The sequence below is a fragment of the Litorilinea aerophila genome (assembly GCF_006569185.2).
GTDB lineage: Bacteria > Chloroflexota > Anaerolineae > Caldilineales > Caldilineaceae > Litorilinea > Litorilinea aerophila.
The window spans coordinates 130,362-148,494 of sequence record NZ_VIGC02000007.1 but is presented as its reverse complement, the minus strand read 5'-3'; the positions used below and the strand labels follow the sequence as shown (position 1 = coordinate 148,494).

The window sequence follows — 18,133 nt, the reverse complement described above, 5'->3', positions numbered from 1 at the left end:
CAAGCCTTCACGAGCGTTGACCCATAGGAGCGACGTCCATGTCCGATCGATATAATCCACAAGAAATCGAGCCCAAGTGGCAAAAAATTTGGGAAGAAGAAGGGCTGTACCGGACGGTGGAAGACCCCGAGCGGCCCAAATGGTACGCGTTGACCATGTTACCCTATCCCTCGGGCGACCTGCACACCGGCCACTGGTACGCGTTCACACCGAGCGACGCGGCGGCCCGCTGGCGGCGCATGAACGGCTATAACGTCTTCTTCCCCATCGGCTTCGACGCCTTCGGCCTGCCCGCGGAGAACGCCGCCATCAAGCACGGCATCCACCCCAAAGAGTGGACCTACGCCAACATCGAGCGCATGCGCCGACAACTGCGCCAGATGGGCGCCATGTGGGCCTGGGACCGGGAAGCCATTACCTGCGACCCGGAATATTACAAGTGGACCCAGTGGTTCTTCCTGAAATTCTATGAAGCCGGCCTGGCCTACCGGGAATACGCGCCGGTGGACTGGTGCCCCAGTTGCAACACCACCCTGGCCCGGGAGCAGGTCTGGGGAGAAGATCGCCACTGCGAGCGCTGCGGAACCCCCGTCATCAAGAAAGAGCTGGAACAGTGGAAGTTCCGCATCACCCGCTACGCCGATGAGTTGATCGAGGGGCTGAACCAGATCGACTGGCCGGAGCGGGTCAAAGTGATGCAGATCAACTGGATCGGCCGCAGCGAGGGCGCGGAAGTCACCTTCCACACGGAGCAGGGCGACCCCGTGGTGATCTTCACCACCCGCCCCGACACCCTGTGGGGCGCCACCTTCATGGTGCTGGCGCCGGAGCACCTGCTGGTGGACAAGGTCACCACGCCGGAACAGTGGGAGGAGGTCCAGGCCTATAAGGCCGCCGCTGCCCGCCTGGACGAGATCACCCGCACGGCCACCGACAAGGAGAAGACCGGCGTCTTCACCGGCGGCTACGCCATCAACCCGGTCAACAACGAGCGCATCCCCATCTGGATCGCCGACTACGTGATGATGGGCTACGGCACCGGCGCCATCATGGCCGTCCCCGCCCACGACCAGCGGGACTTCGAGTTTGCCCAAAAGTTTGGCCTGGAAATTCGCCGGGTGATCAGCGGCCCCAACGGCGAAGACGGCCCCCTGACCGAAGCCTACGACTCCAAGGAAGAAGGCTTCATGATCAACAGCGGCCCCTTCGACGGCACACCCGTCAAGGAGGCGGCCAAGAAGGTCACCGCCTGGTTGGAAGAGACGGGCAAGGGGAAGGCCGCGGTCAACTACCGCCTGCGGGACTGGCTGATCAGCCGCCAGCGCATGTGGGGCGCGCCCATCCCCATCATCTACTGCCCCCAGTGTGGCACGGTGCCCGTCCCCTACGAAGAGCTGCCCGTGCGCCTGCCCGACGATGCCGAGTTCAAGCCCACGGGAGAAAGCCCACTGAAATACCACGCCGGCTTCCGCTATGTGAAATGCCCCCGCTGTGGCGGCGACGCGGAGCGGGAAACCGACACCATGGACACCTTCATGTGCTCCAGCTGGTACCACTACGCCTATGTTTCGCCCTACTGGAAGGCCGGGGAAACCATCCACGCCGACGACATGCCGTGGGATCCAGAAAAGGGCGAATATTGGCTGCCGGTGGACCAGTACACGGGCGGCATTGAGCACGCCACCATGCACCTGCTCTACACCCGCTTCTTCACCAAGGCCCTGCGGGACCTGGGCATCGTGAACTTCGACGAGCCCATGTTGCGCCTGTTCAACCAGGGGACCATCCTGGGGCCGGATGGGGAGAAGATGTCCAAGAGCCGGGGCAACGTGGTCAACCCCGACGACTACGTGGGGAAATACGGGGCAGACACGGTACGGGGCTACCTGATGTTCATCGGCCCCTGGGAACTGGGCGGGCCGTGGGATCCCAGCGCCATTGAAGGGGTCAGCCGCTTCCTGCACCGGGTCTGGCATGTGGTGGTGGAAGAGGGCGACCCGGCCCAGCAGGAGGCCGAGCCGGCCGGGGAGGAGCTACGGGCCCTGGAGCGCAAGCTGCACCAGACCATCCTGAAGGTGACCGACGACATCGCCAACTTCCGCTTCAACACGGCCATTGCCGCCATGATGGAGCTGAACAACCTGCTGCTGCGGCTCAAGGAGACGCCTGTCTATGGCAGCGCCCTGTGGCAGGAAGCGATTGAGACGCTGATCTTGCTGATGGCGCCCATCTTCCCCCACATCAGCGAGGAGCTGTGGCATCGGCTGGGCCACACCGAAAGCGTACACCTGCAGCGCTGGCCTGAGGGAGATCCGGAAAAGGCCCGGGAGGAGGAGATCACCGTGGTGGTCCAGGTGAACGGCAAGGTCCGGGACAAGCTGCTGGTTTCCCCGGGCACAGACAAGGCCACCCTGGAAAGCCAGGCCCTGGCCCTGGGCAACGTGCAGAAGTGGATCGACGGCAAACAGGTGCGCAAGGTGATCGTGGTGCCGGACCGGCTGGTGAATATCGTGGTGGGATGAACCGCCACAAGCATCGAATCCGATAAGCTGGCCAGGGGGGGACAGTGGACGTTTTGGCTGTCCCCCTGCTTTTGCCCTGAAGCCACATTCTGGGGTGCACCTGTCGACTCCGGCGGCACAAAATCATTCAGATTGATTTTAGGACAAAGGACCCTTTCGTTTTTTCGTTCAATGGTCTATACTATCGAAAGCAGTAAAGCTACCAGGGATGAACTTTAACCCAACCATTAAGATTCTGTAACCTGTTGTTAAGTTGCGAGACGTAGCCTGTATCATAGCAAGCCTGTGGCGAGCTTTCATCGCAGACCCACTGCAGGCATCCATGAACCACTGCCAGCCCGACAGGAGAACGGGTCACGGCCGGGATCGATAAATTCGCTCTTATCAATCCGTATTATCTGACGGAGATTCCAGGGAACTCAGACGGTCACCCGCCGAGCGGGTAGCCGTTGCCGAATTTTCGGTGGAATTCGCAGGTCAGATTCTTGATGCAGGACCCAACCCGGCATTTGACCCGAAGGAGGACAGGCCATGATTCGCAAGTTTAAAGCTTCGAGACCCGGTTACGTACGCGTCGTTTTTGAACTCCCCGCATGTCTTTGGGCCGACCGGATCTATCTGACCGGCGATTTCAACAACTGGGATCAGACGGCCACTCCCATGCGCCAGGACCACGACGGCGTGTGGCGTGCGGAAGTGGAGCTACCGGCAGGGCAGAGCTACGAGTTTCGCTACCTGATCGACGGCCAGTGGCGGACTGATTTTCACGCCGATGGCTTCACCACCAACAACTACGGCACCGAAAACAGTGTGGTGCGGGCCGAGCTGCCCGAGGAAGAACTCACCGTCCTCCAGAATGGGCTGGTCCATGAGCTGAACGAAGCCCTGTCCCTGCCGGAAAAGGTGGCGCCCCACCAACCTGGAAGCCGGCGCTACAGCCTGGCCGCTTGATACCGGCTGGCGCAAACAGACCAGGACTTTTTACAGGCCATTGCCCGGGGTAGACAGCTTTCCGTTGTCTACCCCGTTTTTTTTCTTTCTCCCCACCCCTGGGTTGCCCGTTCCCATGAAGATCAACGCCCCGCCAGTTTCTGCTCCCCTTTCACATCTGTTATAGTAAAGGCTTCAGACATTCGCCACGACCGACGCCGCGGGGCCGAAGCGCGCGGAGAGCAAACGTGCCGGCGCCTGTCGCCAGCCGGGAAACTGGACCTACGATGTGGGGCCGAACCCGCCGATGCACCAGGCGCGCTTACGCCCCTCGATACGACACACAGAATTCAGCAGGAGGAACTGGGTGGAAGAGCGTGAGCAATTTCCCGAGGTAGCGGGCCCTGACCCGGCAGACGATCATCCCCAGCCGCCAGGGGATGACCCCACGGAGCTTTCCCTCAGGCGACGCGTCTTTAACCTGGCCTGGCCGGTGATCAGCGAAAACTTCCTCCAGACTCTCCTGGGGGTGGTGGATACCTTGATGGTGGCGCAACTGGGCGCCGAGGCCATCGCCGGGGTGGGTGCAGCCATCCAGATCATGTTCTTCATCATCTCGGCCCTCAGCGCCACCTCGGTGGGGAGCTCGGTCCTGGTGGCCCAGGCGGTGGGAGCCCAGGCCTTTGCCCGGGCCAGCCGGCTGGCCAAGCAGTCCCTGGTCTGGAGCGTCATCATTTCCATTCCCCTTATTGTGGCCGGGCTCTTCAGCGCGGAGTGGCTTATCGCCATCTTCGGCATGGAGCCGGCCGTCAGCGCCATCGGTACCGAGTATCTCCAGGTGACCATGGGGACGGTGGTGGTGTTGACCCTGCTGCTGCTGGGCGGGGGTGTGCTGCGGGGTGCGGGTGACTCCCGCACGCCCATGCTGATCACCGCGTGCGCCAACCTGGTCAATGTGGTTCTGACCTACGGGCTGATTTTCGGTCGGTTGGGCATGCCGGAGCTGGGGGCTGTGGGGAGTGCCTGGGGCACCTTTCTCTCTCGGGCCCTGGGTGTAGCGATCCTCCTGGTGGTTCTCTGGCGAGGAAGACACGGCATCACCATCCGGGGACGTCAGGGCTGGTGGCCCAGCCTGCAATTGGCCCGCAACATCCTGCGCATCGGCATTCCAGCCGCCCTGGAGCAGATGTTGATTTCGGTGGGCTTTCTGGTCCTCACCATCGTGGTGGCCCGCCTGGGCACCCTGGCGCTGGCCGCCCACCGCATCGCCTTCAACGCCCTGTCGGTGGCTTTTTTGCCGGGCATCGGTTTCGGTATCGCGGCCACCGCCCTGGTGGGGCAGAGCATCGGCGCCCGGCGTCAGGCAGAAGGCTGGATGATTGCCCGCATCGCGACCGAGTGGGCATTGATCTGGATGGGGTCCCTGGGCGTGGTCTTCTTCCTCTTCGGCCGGGCCATCATGGGGATCTTCACCGACGATCCGACCGTGATCGAGATGGGCGCCGCTGCCTTCCGTCCCCTGGCCCTGACCATGCCCTTCTGGGCCGTCCTCTTCGTCCAGGGGGGGGCCCTGCGGGGGACGGGCAATACCCAGTACCCCCTGCGGGTCAACACCATCGGCGTCTGGACGTCGGTGCTACTGGGGGCACTGCTGTTACGTTTGATGGGCGGGGGGCTGGCCACGGTGTGGGTGGCGTTCCTGCTGGTGGCGCCGGTGACTTCTACCCTGCTCTTGCGCCGTTTCCGCCGGGCCATCACCCGGGAAAAGCTGGTGGCGGCTTTCAGCTGAGCCGGCACATTCAAATAGTAAATCACGGCAGAAATGCGGCGGCACTACCTCCTGGTGGATACTATCGACGAATTTCTGCCGTGGTATTTACGCCAGACTGTAATAGCCGGTCAATTCTGCATGCGAGGATCCAGCACGTCCCGCAGCCCGTCCCCCAACAGGTTGAAGGCCATCACCGTGACCAGGATGGCCAGGCCGGGCGCCACCGAGAACCAGGGCAGGCTGGTGAGATACTGGGTTCCGTCGTTGATCATCTGGCCCCAGGTGGGCGTGGGCGGCGCCACCCCCAGGCCGATGAAGCTCAGGCTGGCTTCAATGCGGATGGCGGACGCGGTCCAGAGGCTGGCCATCACCAGCAGCTCGCTCACGATGTTGGGCAGGATGTGCCGGGTGAGCATGCGAATATGGCCCACGCCGATGGACCGTGCGGCGCTGATAAAATCCTTCTCCCGCAGGGCCAGGGTGGGCCCGTGGGCCAGGCGGGCAAAACGGGGTGAGATGACGATCCCAATGGCGATGATCATCTTGTCCAGCCCGCCCCCCAACACGGCCAGGACTAGCAGGCCGGTGATCAGGTCGGGGAATGCCAGCAGGGTGTCCACCACCCGCATGAGAATGGCTTCCACCCATCCTCCCCGATACCCCGCGATCACCCCCATGGCCGTCCCCACAGAGGCGCCCAACAACACCGAAAGGATACCCACCAGCAGGGAGATGCGGGTCCCGTAGATCAGGCGGGAGAGAATATCCCGGCCATAGTTGTCCTGCCCCAGGGGATGGGCCGGGCTGGGCGGGGAGAGGCGTTCCCGCGCCGCCTGGGCAATGGGATCGGCCGGGGCCAACCAGGGCGCGGCCACCGCCACGAAGGCAATGAGGATCACCAGCACCAGGCCCACCACGGCGACCCGGTTGCGGGTGAAGGCCCGCCACATGCGCTGGCGCTGGGTCAGGGTCTGGGGAAGTTGGACAGCAAGATCGATGGTTTGGGCACCCTGCATGAAGTCACCTATACACGGCTCAAGGAAAAGGTCAATCGTAGCGGACCCGCGGGTCCACCAGGCCATAGAGGAGGTCGACCACCAGGTTGATGATCACGATCAAAAAGGCGTAGACCACCATCACCGACTGGAGGGTGGTGTAGTCCCGCTGTTTGACGGCATCCACCATGAGCTTCCCCAGCCCAGGGCGGGAGAAGACGATTTCGGTCATGACCGAGCTGCCGATCAGGCTCACCGCGAAGATCCCAACGATGGAGACGATAGGAATCAGGGCAGAACGCAGGGCGTGCCGGAACATCACCACCCGTTCTGCCAGTCCTTTGGCCCGGGCCGTGCGCACATAGTCCTCCCCCAGGATGTTGAGCATGGCCGAGCGGGTCATGCGGGTGACGTAGGCGGTCATGATCAGACCCAGGGTCAACGCCGGTAACACCAATTGGCGGATGGCTGCAATCAGATTGCCCCGGGCGTCATTCCACAGGATGGGAAACCACCCCAGGCGCAGGCCAAAGATCAACATGAGCAAGATGCCCAGGTAGAAGGCCGGGATGGAAAGGCCGGCCAGGGAGAAGATGCGCCCGAAGTAGTCCATGAGGCCGTTGCGGCGCACCGCGGTGACGATGCCCAACGGCACCCCGAAGACCACCCCCACCACAATGGAAGCCAGGGTCAACTGCAGGGTATGGGGCAACACAAAGCCGATCTGCTCGGCCACCGGCTTTCCACTCTTCATGGAATTCCCCAAATCGCCCCGCAGCAGGCCGGCCAGGAAGGTCACATACTGGACCGCCAGCGGCTTGTCCAAGCCCATGCGCGCCCGCAGGGCTTCCACCGCCTCTTTGGAGGCGTAGTCGCCCAGGGCTGCCTGGGCCGGATCACCAGGTAGGACCCGGACGATCACGAAGACCAGGGTTAGGACTGCCAGCAGGGTCGGGATGGACAACAGTAGACGCCGTACCGTATAAATCAGCATAGGGGTTTACCCGTGGTGAGTGTCGGACGATAGCCGGCCCGCTTCATCGGGCCATGGGGCCGGGGGTGGGACGAGCGGTTCGCCCACCCCCGACGGCCATGGGTTAACGCACGATCTGGGTCTGTTCGGTGATCTGCGGATTCAGGTTCAGCACCGCCTTGAGGGGGTGGCCGTAGTCCACAGCGGTGTTGCGGGCGTAGACCTGGTTCTGGTACATGAGGGTATGGGCCACCATGTCCTCCAGGATCTGGATCTGGGCCTGTTTCCACAGCTCGATCTGCTTGTCCGGATCGGTCTCGACCCGGGCAGCCTCGATCAGGTCGTCGATCTTGTCGTAGTGGGAGAAGTTGGTGTCCGGCTTGGCACCGGTGACCACGATGGAATCGGAATGGAAGAAGCGGGTCAGGTAGACGTCGGCGTTGGGCCGGAAGGCCACGTAGACCACGATGGGATTCACATCCTCCCGGATCTTGGTGTGCATGGTGGAGTGATCCACGATGTCCACCTGGAGGTTGATGCCCACCGCGGCCAGCTGGGCCTGCATGCTCTCATAGATCTTGCGGTAGGCCGGCATCTCCGAGGAGACCACGGAGAGGCTGAAGCCGTCGGCCAGGCCGGCCTGGGCCAGCAGCTCCCGGGCCTTCTCCGGATTGTAGCTGTAGTCCAGCCCCAGCGCTTCTACTTCTTCCTTGGTCAGGCCGCCGGGCATGAACTGGGCCGGCACCGGCGAGTAGACGTTTTCCGCCACGCCCGGCCCAAAGAGGGCCAGGAACTCGTCCCGGTTCAGCGCGTAGGCGATGGCCTTGCGCACGTCTGGGTTGTCCAGGGGCGGCACGGTGGTGTTGAAGTGGATGGTGGCCACCTCACCCACGCCGAAGACGTCCACCTGCAGGTTGGGATCGCTGTTGACATCCTCGATCCACTGGGCCTCATCCAGGCCGGAGATCACGTCCAGCTCGCCAGCCTTCAGGCCCAGCTCCCGGCTGCTGATGTCGGGCATGTAGCGCACTTCCACCGCGCCCAGCTTGGGCTGGCCCCGGAAGTAGTCGGGGTTGGCCACCAGCCGCACCCGGTCCTGGGGCGTGTAGCTGTCGAACATGAAGGGGCCGGTGCCCACCGGGTGGGTCTTGATGGCTTCGTCACCCAGGGCTTCCACCGCCTTGCTGCAAACGATGAAGCCGCCCGCGTAGTCGGCCACCTTGGGCAGGAAGAGCACCGGCGAGAGGGGCTGGTCCAGGGTGATGCGCACGGTGTAGTCATCCACCTTTTCGACGGTCATGCCCGTGTATTCGCCGGCGTAGGCCGAGCGATCCGGGTTGGCCGACTTGGTGAGGGAGTAGACCACGTCATCCGCGGTCAGCTCGTAGGCCTCGGTCTCCGGGCTGGGGTGGCACATGACCCCCTGGCGCAGCTCGAAAGTCCAGACCTGCTTGCCATCCACGATCTCGGGTTCGGGGATGGCCGTGGCCAGGTCCGGCTCCATCTCGGGCGCTTCGCCCGGCTTGTAGCGCACCAGGCCGTTGAAGATCATGCTGACCACCGTCCGGTCGTTGGTGGAGGAAGCAAAGTGGGGATCCAGGGTGCCCAAATCGGCGGCGTTGATGCCAAAGCGCAGCAGAGGCGCTTCGGCCGCTTCGGCCGCTTCTTCGCCGCCGGTGGCAGGGGCTGCCTGGCCTGTATCGGCAGCGGGCTGGGCAGGCGCGGCACAGCCGGCCACGACCAATAACATGAGTAGGGCAACTACGAAGAGCAGTTTCCGCATGAAGACGACTCCTTTCACTGGGTTGAAATGACCGATGACCTGGGGTGCGTACGGGGTGCCGACGCACCCAATGACCTGCGGTGTGCCCGGTCCAGAAAGGGGACCTGGCCGGCGTTGGCAGGTGTCCAGAGATGGGCCTGGATAGGCTGCGATGGACAGGCTGCCGTGGCCGGCATCCCAGAGATTGGCAGCGCCAGGCGTCGGAAATGCCGTCGCCCTGGGATGACACAGCGAACGTGCTGATTTTGCCCGAAAATGGTCTATCCGCAGACACGGAGGCGGGCGCTAAGCCGGGGCCGGTGGAGGGAAGGGTCACAAAGCACGACCAAAGGGGCGACTTTGTCCCGGCCCCAAGGCTCGGGAGAATACGCACCCCGCCGGAGTTTCTAAAATACCGTAGGCGATTGGAATTGTCAACTTGAATTTAGGAGCTGCTTTTTTCCCCCGCTCCCCGCACTACCTTTGCAAATTTGATTCGAGCCATGGATGCCACAGATGAGCACGGATTCAGTCCTTCCCGATAGTTGTCATAGTTGTCCATATACGGAGGGAGCATCCTCAGAGGCGATGTAATCCGTGGAATCTGTGGCTGAAAACAAAGTGCGAAGATAGTGGCCGCTTTGCGGCGAAGGAGGAGGGGAGAAGAACCGTGGGTCGTTTTTCCATTGGGGGAAAGGACCAGGAAGATGGGGCTGAACAGCTACCTTTGGGAAGCAAATTGACTTGACTGAAACCGGCGGTGGGTAAAATAATGGGAAGGCAAGCCGGAAAATTCAATCTGGTAAATCCCGGCAGAAATTCGCCGATAGGTTCCACCAGAGGGAGCGCGCCCAGAGGGCACCCGGAATTTCTGCCGGGATATTGACGCCAGACTGTACTGGCCCACCATCGTCACCGAGACCCAACGCCTGATGCTGGAGGAAGCTGATGCCGATCTACGAATACACCTGTCTGGATTGCAGCCATACCTACAGCCATTTCTGGCCCTCCATCCGCGCCGCCGGGGAAAGCCCGCCGCCCCCCTGCCCTCAATGTGGCAGCGAACAGACCGAACGGGTCATCTCCCAGGTGGCCGTGCTGGGCGCGCTGGGGGGGCTGACGCCCAGTGAACAGGCAGCCCAACGGGCCCAGGAGGAACGCCTGGCGAAAATCACGCCGAAGGAGCAGATCGACAAGCTGCGAGCCGGAAAGCAACCCCGCGCCGCCAGCTCGTAACCTGCGCCCAGGGTGGCCCTGCCCGCCAAAGGCGTGTCAGTCGCCCTCCAACAGGCGACGCAGGGCGCCCACCAACAGTCGATGCTCGGTCTGGTGGATGCGGTTGGTCAGGGTCTCCAGGTTGTCGCTGGGGTAGATGGGCACCGCCTCCGACGCCACCACCGGCCCCCGGTCTACCTGTTCGTCGGGCACCAGGTGCACCATGACGCCGGTCTCCTTGATCTCGCCCCGCTGGTAGGCTTCGAAGGCATCGGCGATGGCCGTGGCACCGGGGAACTGGCCGGGCAGCGCCGGGTGCAGGTTAATCACCCGGTAGGGGAAGTGGCGCAGGAAAGCGTCGCTAAGGATGTGCATCCAGCCGGCCAGCACGACCCAGTCCGGCCGGTACTCCTGGAGGATACGGGCCAGATCCGCGTCGTATTCCTGGCGGCTGCGCCCGGCATCCCGGTAGGGTTTTAGGGGATGATAGCGGGTGGGGATGCCCGCCTGGGCCGCCCGTTCCAGGCCATAGGCGTTCTTTCGATTGGAGACCACCACCACGATCTCGGCGTCCAGCATCCGGGCCCGGATGGCGTCGATGATGGCCTGCAGGTTGGAGCCGTTACCCGAAATCAGTACAGCCAGTTTGCTCGTCATGGTTGGATAATCGATGTATGTGTAATCCTTGTAATCTGTGGTCCCTGCCGTCAAGCATGATTTCGTCGGTGCGGTATGGAAACCGGACCGACGATGCCTTTTGATCAGGCAATCGGTATTACGCCCCCACCAGCCGGACAGGTGGATCCGCCGGTGAGCGGGATACCAGGCGACCGATGACCCGGGCTTCCGGCTCAGCCTGCATCGCCTGCGCCGCCGCGGCAGCCGGGATGATGAGCACCATGCCTATGCCCATGTTGAAGACCCGGTAGGCCTCCTGCACGTCCAGGCCGGCCCAGGCGACCAGCTCCTGAAACAGCACAGGCACAGGCCAGGCGTCCACGTCCACCTGGGCACCCAGGTGATCCGGCAGCACCCGGGGGATGTTCTCCCAGAAGCCGCCGCCAGTGATGTGGGCCATCCCCCAGATGCGTACCCCGGCTGCCTGTAGCCGGTCGACCTCGGCCAGGTAGCTGCGGTGGGGCGCCAGCAGGGCATCGGCCAGGGTGCGGCCGTCCGCCAGCTTCTCCTGCAGGTCCCGCTCTGCCACCAACCGCCGGATCAGGGAGTAGCCGTTGGTGTGGGGACCGCTGCTGGGCAGCCCCAACAGCAGGTCGCCGGCCTGCATGCGTTCCGTTTTGGGCAGGAGTTCCGCCTGATCCACCAGGCCCACCACCGTCCCCACCAGGTCGAAGGCCCCTTCCACGTAGACGCCCGGCATTTCGGCCGTCTCCCCGCCCAGGAGCGCGCAGCCGGCTGCCCGGCAGGCGGCCGCGATGCCCGTCACCACCGCGGCCACGGCCTCCGGCATCAGGCGGCTGGTGGCCACGTAGTCCAGGAAGAAGAGGGGGCGGGCGTTCTGCACCAGGATATCGTTAACGCAGTGGTTGACGATGTCGTGGCCGATGCTTTCCCAGCGGCCCAGTTGAGCAGCCAGCTTGACCTTGGTCCCCACGCCATCGGTGGAGGCCACCAGCACCGGCCGGGCCGGCAGTTGGGTCAGGGCGAAGAGGCCGCCGAAGCTGCCCACATCGGCCAGGACGCCGGGGGTGTACGTGGAGCGCACCGCGTCCTTCATCAAAGAGACCGCCCGGTTGGCGGCGTCGATATCCACACCTGCTTCTCGATAGCGCGCGCTGCCTGTCATGCCTGCACCTCCGCAGGGGTCTTCTTCTCTGTTTGCAATGTCTCGGGCACCAGCAGGCCCAGCACCAGGGCCGCGGCCAGGCCTACGCCGGCAATCACAAAGGTGGCGGGAGAAAGGCCCAAGAGATCGGCCACGCCGCCCACCACCAGGGGCGCGCCGCTTTGGCCAGAATCCCCGATCAACCGCCAGATGCCCAGAAACTCGCCCATGGACTCCTTGGGCGCCAGGTCGGCCCCCAGGGTCAACATGGTGCCGGAGCCCAGGCCATTGCCGAAGCCGATGAGCAAGGTGGCCATGAGCATGCTCCAGAAGCCGGTGGCGAAGGGGATCAGCGCCATGCCCACCGCCTGGATGGCGAAGCAGGGCACATAGGCATACTTGCGGCCGAATCGGTCCATGATGTAGCCCGCGGGGTAGAACATGGACATGTCCACGAAGGCAGAGAGGGTCACGATCCAGCCGATGGCCTGCACGTCCAGCCCCAGGACATCGGAGGCAAACAGGGGCACGATGGTCTGACGCCCGGCCCGGATCATCTGGGCCAGGAGCTGTCCCGTGCCAGCAGTGGCCAGGATGTAACCGTGGCTGCGCAGGAGCTGGGCCAGGTGTCGGGTATGCCCGCCCAGTCCGCCCCGGGATTCCACCCGGATGGCGTCGTTGTCTTCAGCAGAAAGGGCCGAAATGGCCAACGCCACCACGGACACGGCCGCATAAAGCACAAAAGGCGCCCGCAGGCCATAGGCCGTGGCCAGGGCGCCGCCCACCGCCGGCCCCACGAAGCTGCCGATGCGGTTGATGCCGCCGAAGATGGAGTTAGCCCGCCCCCGCCGTTGGAGGGGCGTGGCGTTGGTGATGTAGGCGTGGCGGGAGATGTTCCACATGGCCATGCCCACCCCGGCCACAAAGCTGTACAACACCAGCTCCACCACGGAACGGGCCCAGCTCATGGCCAGCATGGAGACGGCCAGCACGGCGATCCCCACCAGCATGGACCACTTCTGGCCCATCTTGCCCAGGAGGATCCCGGCGGGCACGTCCCCCACCAGGTTCCCCAGCCCACGGCTGGCCAGAACCAACCCCACCAGCCCGTAGGAGATCTGAAAGGAGCGGGCGTAGAGGGGAAGCACAGGCACCAGCATGCCTGTGCCGAAAGCCAGAATCAGGGTCGGCACATAGACCGGCAGGAGGAGGGAATTCCGCAAAGTCCTTGCTCCGTCAAGTTCAGGTAGCTCTGCATGAAACCGTGGCCGGCCTTGGGCCGATGATTGAAATCATCGGCTGGCACACCCCAAGTGCGTTGAAACGCACTCCCCGGCGCGGATGGTGCCCGGCTTGAATCCGTTTTCAACGGATTTCCTGCCCCAGCGAGGCATTTCAATGCCTCGTCACCGGGCCGATGGACGTACCGCGGTTGATTGTGGTCCTACTCATCGGCCCAAGACCGGCTGTATCAGGTCTTACTGAAGCCAGTCTACCTGTAACACATGCAAAGCCAAAATCGCATACTCCATGCGATCCGCGCCATCCTGGGCCAGGTGAACCCGGCACTCGGCCAGGATAGCCACGGACCAGGGGTGCAGGCTGTCGGTGGGCAATCGCTCCAGGATCTGGGCCAGCTGGCGGGTGCCCGCCGCCAGGTTGTTTCGGGCCAGCAGGTCCGCGCATGCATCCAGCGCCGCGGGCAGGCCGGCGTTCACCCGCTTCTCCACCCTGCGCTTCAGGGAGGCCACCGCCTGGGCCATGGCCGTGCCCGCGTCGCCGCGCACCTGCCGCACCAGCTGGATGAAGTTGTGCTCCTCGCCCACGATCCGCCCCAGGCTCAGGGCCAGCTCCAGGCGGGCGCCCTCGTTGGCCATGGTGTCCAGAAGCTGCAGCAGGGGGCCGGTGGCCTCCACCGCCTGGAGGTTGCCCAGGGCTGAGGCATAGGCCATCTGCAGCCCTTTGTCCTCCTCATGGAGCAGACGTTCCAACAGCAGGGGCGCGATCTCCCGATCCCCCAGCGCGCCCAGGGCCCGGGCGCTGTGGGCCCGCACCGAGCGGTAGTCGGAATCCAGCGCCCGGCGCAAGGCCGGGATGGCAGCCGGATCGCCGATGCGCCCCAGGGCCCAGGCCGCCACCACCGTCAGGGCCAGCTCCGTCCCCTCCAGGATCTGGATCAGCGCGGCGGTCAGGCGGGGGTCCGGCACCATGCGGGCGATGGAGATGATGGCCTCGAAGCGCACGTTGAAGCGGGGATCGGCCAGGGCCTCCAGCAGCTCCTCCACCGTGAGGGGGCTCTTGGCCTGGCCCAGGCGCTCGGTCATCAGCACCGTGGCGTGCTCGTCCTTGGCCAGGTGATAGCGGATCATGGAGCTCATGGCCAGGAAGGGGTTGCCCCGCAGGAAGATGCCCGCAAACTCGCCCATCCCCACGCCTGCTTCCTCGTGGACGCTGCGCAGCAACAGGAAGCTGACCATGGGCAACACCACGCCGGCCAGGAAGAGGGGCAGGAAGGGATCCACCGGCAGGAAGAAGAATTGGCCACTCAGCCCCTGGGTGTAGTCCAGGATGCGCCCACCCATGAGCTGGCTCACGCCGCCCACGATGCCGATCCAGGCGTAGTAGAGGGCCATGTAGTCGGTACGCTTGTCCGGCGGGACAATGCGGACGTAGAGCAGGCGGCCGGAGCCAATGCCCCAGCCCATGTCCGCGATGCCCTGCAACAGGGCAATGCCCAGGGCCACGTGGAGGCTCCAATCGCTGTGGCGGGGCATCAACATCCAGCAGATGGGCAGCAGCGCGCGCAGGCTGAGGCCGTACAGGGTCACAGGGATGCTGCCGTAGCGATCCGCGGCCCAGCCCCACAGGTAGCTGGAAAGCAGGCTGCCCAACAGGGTCCCTGTCTGCAGCCACACCACCTTGCTGGCATCCAGGCCCACCTGCTCCTGCATGAAGAGGGGCAGGAAGGAGCCCAGGGGCACCGTCACCAGGGTGAGCAGCCCCACGCCGGCCAGGTAGGCCAGGAAATCCCGATCCCGGATGGCCGTTCCCAGGTCCCGGCCTGTCCCCTCCCGGCTCTGATCTGCGCGGGGCGCGCCCCCGGGGATCAAGGCGGCGAAGGCCACCGAGATCAGGCCGAAGACCACACCTGCACCGATCAGGATCATGAAACCGGTGAGCCCCTGGGTACGGGCCAGGACGAAGCCGGCCACGGTGACGGCGACAAAGCCGGTCAGGGTGGTGAAGATGTTGTTGGTGGCCGTGTATTTGCCCCGCACGTTGTTGGGCACATACTCCTGCACCCAGGGGAAGCTGGCGGTCACCCCCACCGCGCGCAGCATGGCAAAGAGGGCCACGATGACCGCCACGTAGAGCAGGGCCGCCTGGGAGCCATAATGGGAGAGTACCCACGGCGTCAACAGGAGGCCAGCGGCCGCCACGTTGCGCACGCCAAAGAAGGTCAGGTAGGTTCGCTTGTAGCCAAAACGCTCCACCGCCGGCGCCACAAAGAGGGCCACCAGCCCGAAGAAGGGCAACAGGGAGAGCAGGAAGCCCATCTGGGTCTTGCTCAGGCCCAGCGCGTCCAGGAAGAGGACGAAGACCGAGCCAAAGAAGGTGAACTGGACGAAGACGGTGTTCATGGCGTTGGAGATGATGCTCCAACGCAGCCCGCGCAACTTTTCGACGGTGGTGGGTTCTGTGCTCATGGGTTCATACCATCCAGCCGGCCCAGGGGGTCGGCATGCAATCAGGGTGGGGTGAGGGAGAGGGGCAACAGGTGCAAGGCGAGAAGCAAATATTCCTGCCGGCTCTCCCCAGATTCCTCCAGACGGCGGGCACATTCAGCCAAGACCTGGCCGCCGTGCTCCTCAAACCAGGTGGACGGCAGTTGATGGAGCAGCGCGGCCAGCCGCTGCGCGCCCTCGTGCAGATGCCCCCGGGCAAAGGCGCCTTCCGCCGCTTCCAGGGCGGCCAGCTCGGCCTCCGGGCCGGACCGCAGCCGCTGCAGACGCCGGCGGAAGGCCGCCAGGGCCTGGGCCGCGGCAGTGCCCGGGTCGTCCCGCATCTGGCGCACCAGCTGCACAAAGGTATGTTCATCGCCGGTAATGCGGGCCACGCTCAGGGCCAGCTCCAGGCGCGCGCCTTCGTTCTGGGTGGCGTACATCAGCTTCAGGATAGGCTCCAGGGCCTCCCGGGCCCGGATGTTACCCAGGGCCGAGGCGTAGGCCATCTGCAGGCCCTTGTCCTGCTCCACCGGCAGCCGGGCCAGGAGGATAGGGACCGCGCTGGTGTCGTGGAGCGCGCCCAAAGCCCGGGCCGCATGGGCCCGAATGGAGTGGTACGGGGAATCCAGGGCCGCGTGGAGGGGCTCGATGGCCCGGGGATCCCCCATGCGTCCCAGAGCCCAGGCAGCCACGCCCCCCAGGGCCAGCTCGGTGCCGTTGAGCACGTCGATCAGGGCCTGGATCAAGCGGTCCTCGGGGGGCATGCGGGCAATGGAGATGATGGCCTCGAAGCGCACGTTGAAACGGGGATCCCGCAGGGCAGTCAATAGCTCGTCCACTGCCAGGGGACTCTTGGCCTGGCCCAGCCGCTCGGTCACGGAGACGGCAGCCCGCTCGTCCCGGGCCGCGTAATAGCGGACCAGGGCGTTCACCGCCAGGAAGGGGTTGCCACGGAAGAACATGCCGGCAAACTGCCCCACCCCGTAGACGTTGTCGGCCCGCATCCCCAGCAGCAGCCAGAGGCAGCCCAGCAGCAGGATGAAGGCCAGGGCGAAGAGGGGCGTGTAGGGATCCAACGTGAAGCCGGCTACCTGGCCCTGCAGGTTGGCCGACAGGCTCAACAGCCAGCCGCCGGCCAGCTGGCTCAGGCCTCCCACCACCCCCACCCAGGCGTAGTGGACGGCCATGTAGGCCATCTTTTTGTCGGGCGGCACCACGCTGACGAAGAGCAGCCGCCCCGCGCCGATGGCCCAGCCGATGTCCGAGATGCCCACCACCACGGCGATGCCCAGGGCCACGGGCAGGCTCAGGGGGCTGTGGCGGGGCATCAGGAACCAGGCCACGGGCAGGAGCAGCTTCAACGTCAGGCCGGAGATCATCACCGGCTTGCTGCCATAGCGGTCCGCGGCCCAGCCCCAGGCCAGGCTGGAAAGCAGTGTCCCCACCAGCGTCCCCGACTGGATCAGGACAATGTGGCTGGCCGCCAGGCCCACCTGCTCCTGCATGAAGAGGGGCAGGAAGGAGCCCATGGGCACCGTGCCCAGGGTGATCAGGGCCGCGCCCATGAGATAGCGCAGGAAGTTGGCATCCCGCAGGGTGGCCAACATGTCCCGCATCAGGGACGCCTGCCGGCCCGGGCTACGGTCGGGCGCGCCGCCGGGGATGAAGGTGGCTGCCCAGGCGGAGAGCAGGCCGAAGAAGACCCCCGCGGCAATGAGCACCATGTAACCGGTCAGGCCGGAGAAGTAGCCCAGGGTGAAGCCGGCCACGCCCACGGCCAGGAGCCCTGTCAGGGTGGTGTAGATGCTGTTGGTGGCCGAATATTTGCCCCGCACCGAGTTGGGGATGTACTCCTGGATCCAGGGGTAGACACCGGTCTCCGCCACGGCCCGGGCCAGGGCGAAGCCGGCCACAATCAGGGTGACGTATAGGACCATGGTTTCCCGGCCGTAGCGGGACAACACCCAGGGCGTCAGCAGCAGACCGGCAGTGATGAACTTGCGCAGGGTGAAGAAGGTGATGTAGGTGCGCTTATAGCCGAAGCGGGCCACCGCCGGTGCGATGAAGAGGGCCACCAACCCGGAAAAGGGCAGCAGAGAAAGCAGAAAGCCGATCTGGGCCTTGCTCATGCCCAGGTCGCTGAGAAAGAGGACAAAGACCGAGCCGAAGAAGGTGAACTGGGCAAAGACGGTGTTGGCGGCGTTGGAGAAGATGCTCCAGGGCAGGCCGCGCAACTTTTCCACCGTGGTCGGTTCTTGGGAGGAGGTTGCCTGCGAATCGGAAAGGGTCGTTGACAGAGACATGGATACGCACATCCAACCCCGTGGCGGGCTGCCGTACTGCCTTGGCCACACGCCGATGGTTGATGGGCCGGCGGCCGCAAAACAGGAACCCTCCCGGGGTGCATCTGAAACCCCAGGTGCCCACTGGCCCTGAAAGGGCCGCCGACAGAAATGG

12 protein-coding genes are annotated in these 18,133 nt (G+C 64.5%); 4 read left to right on the top strand and 8 right to left on the bottom strand.

Going from position 1 to position 18,133, the window contains the following annotated elements:
* Positions 1–38 precede the first annotated feature (38 nt).
* The 3 genes from leuS to FKZ61_RS06980 all read left to right on the top strand — a co-directional run bounded on the left by leuS (position 39) and on the right by FKZ61_RS06980 (position 5,241).
* Positions 39–2,522 (top strand): leucine--tRNA ligase, encoded by a 2,484-nt coding sequence (gene leuS, locus FKZ61_RS06990; RefSeq protein WP_141609363.1) that lies wholly within the window; start codon positions 39–41, stop codon positions 2,520–2,522.
* Positions 2,523–3,053: 531 nt separating this feature from the next.
* The gene (locus tag FKZ61_RS06985; protein ID WP_141609362.1) at positions 3,054–3,473 is read left to right on the top strand and encodes an isoamylase early set domain-containing protein; all 420 of its coding nucleotides are present in this window, start codon (positions 3,054–3,056) and stop codon (positions 3,471–3,473) included.
* A 346-nt stretch (positions 3,474–3,819) separates the two neighbouring features.
* Entirely contained in the window at positions 3,820–5,241 is a 1,422-nt protein-coding gene (locus FKZ61_RS06980) for an MATE family efflux transporter (protein ID WP_170199387.1), read from the top strand.
* A gap of 110 nt (positions 5,242–5,351) precedes the next feature.
* Here FKZ61_RS06980 and FKZ61_RS06975 read toward each other — a convergent pair whose 3' ends face one another.
* The 3 genes from FKZ61_RS06975 to FKZ61_RS06965 all read right to left on the bottom strand — a co-directional run bounded on the left by FKZ61_RS06975 (position 5,352) and on the right by FKZ61_RS06965 (position 8,974).
* Positions 5,352–6,239 (bottom strand): ABC transporter permease, encoded by an 888-nt coding sequence (locus FKZ61_RS06975; RefSeq protein WP_141609360.1) that lies wholly within the window; start codon positions 6,237–6,239, stop codon positions 5,352–5,354.
* A 31-nt stretch (positions 6,240–6,270) separates the two neighbouring features.
* Positions 6,271–7,212 carry an ABC transporter permease gene (locus FKZ61_RS06970; protein ID WP_141609359.1) on the bottom strand — a complete coding sequence of 314 codons (942 nt, stop codon included), beginning with the start codon at positions 7,210–7,212 and terminating at the stop codon, positions 6,271–6,273.
* 103 nt (positions 7,213–7,315) lie between these two features.
* The gene (locus FKZ61_RS06965) at positions 7,316–8,974 is read right to left on the bottom strand and encodes an ABC transporter substrate-binding protein (RefSeq protein ID WP_141609358.1); all 1,659 of its coding nucleotides are present in this window, start codon (positions 8,972–8,974) and stop codon (positions 7,316–7,318) included.
* 927 nt (positions 8,975–9,901) lie between these two features.
* Between FKZ61_RS06965 and FKZ61_RS06960 the strand changes: the two genes are divergently transcribed.
* Positions 9,902–10,189 (top strand): FmdB family zinc ribbon protein, encoded by a 288-nt coding sequence (locus tag FKZ61_RS06960; RefSeq protein WP_141609357.1) that lies wholly within the window; start codon positions 9,902–9,904, stop codon positions 10,187–10,189.
* 36 nt (positions 10,190–10,225) lie between these two features.
* On the opposite strand, the gene purN is transcribed toward FKZ61_RS06960, so the two are convergent.
* The 5 genes from purN to FKZ61_RS06935 form a co-directional block, all read right to left on the bottom strand.
* The gene (purN, locus tag FKZ61_RS06955; RefSeq protein WP_141609356.1) at positions 10,226–10,825 is read right to left on the bottom strand and encodes a phosphoribosylglycinamide formyltransferase; all 600 of its coding nucleotides are present in this window, start codon (positions 10,823–10,825) and stop codon (positions 10,226–10,228) included.
* Between the two features lie 118 nt (positions 10,826–10,943).
* Complete coding sequence (gene purM, locus FKZ61_RS06950) at positions 10,944–11,972, bottom strand: phosphoribosylformylglycinamidine cyclo-ligase (RefSeq protein WP_141609355.1); 1,029 nt, start codon at positions 11,970–11,972, stop codon at positions 10,944–10,946.
* Positions 11,969–13,174, bottom strand: a complete 1,206-nt coding sequence (locus tag FKZ61_RS06945; protein ID WP_141609354.1) for an MFS transporter — start codon at positions 13,172–13,174, stop codon at positions 11,969–11,971. The genes purM and FKZ61_RS06945 overlap by 4 nt, the downstream gene beginning before the upstream one ends.
* Before the next feature lie 255 nt (positions 13,175–13,429).
* The gene (locus tag FKZ61_RS06940; RefSeq protein ID WP_170199386.1) at positions 13,430–15,658 is read right to left on the bottom strand and encodes an MFS transporter; all 2,229 of its coding nucleotides are present in this window, start codon (positions 15,656–15,658) and stop codon (positions 13,430–13,432) included.
* Positions 15,659–15,699: 41 nt separating this feature from the next.
* Positions 15,700–17,979, bottom strand: coding sequence for an MFS transporter (locus FKZ61_RS06935; RefSeq protein WP_229964171.1), 2,280 nt, complete (start codon positions 17,977–17,979; stop codon positions 15,700–15,702).
* Positions 17,980–18,133 lie beyond the last annotated feature (154 nt).

Coding starts and splice junctions, on each gene's coding strand:
- leuS (WP_141609363.1), top strand. CDS start 39: ATGTCCGATCGATATAATCCACAAGAAATCGAGCCCAAGTGGCAAAAA.
- FKZ61_RS06985 (WP_141609362.1), top strand. CDS start 3,054: ATGATTCGCAAGTTTAAAGCTTCGAGACCCGGTTACGTACGCGTCGTT.
- FKZ61_RS06975 (WP_141609360.1), bottom strand. CDS start 6,239: ATGCAGGGTGCCCAAACCATCGATCTTGCTGTCCAACTTCCCCAGACC.
- FKZ61_RS06970 (WP_141609359.1), bottom strand. CDS start 7,212: ATGCTGATTTATACGGTACGGCGTCTACTGTTGTCCATCCCGACCCTG.
- FKZ61_RS06965 (WP_141609358.1), bottom strand. CDS start 8,974: ATGCGGAAACTGCTCTTCGTAGTTGCCCTACTCATGTTATTGGTCGTG.
- FKZ61_RS06960 (WP_141609357.1), top strand. CDS start 9,902: ATGCCGATCTACGAATACACCTGTCTGGATTGCAGCCATACCTACAGC.
- purN (WP_141609356.1), bottom strand. CDS start 10,825: ATGACGAGCAAACTGGCTGTACTGATTTCGGGTAACGGCTCCAACCTG.
- purM (WP_141609355.1), bottom strand. CDS start 11,972: ATGACAGGCAGCGCGCGCTATCGAGAAGCAGGTGTGGATATCGACGCC.
- FKZ61_RS06940 (WP_170199386.1), bottom strand. CDS start 15,658: ATGAGCACAGAACCCACCACCGTCGAAAAGTTGCGCGGGCTGCGTTGG.
- FKZ61_RS06935 (WP_229964171.1), bottom strand. CDS start 17,979: ATGTCTCTGTCAACGACCCTTTCCGATTCGCAGGCAACCTCCTCCCAA.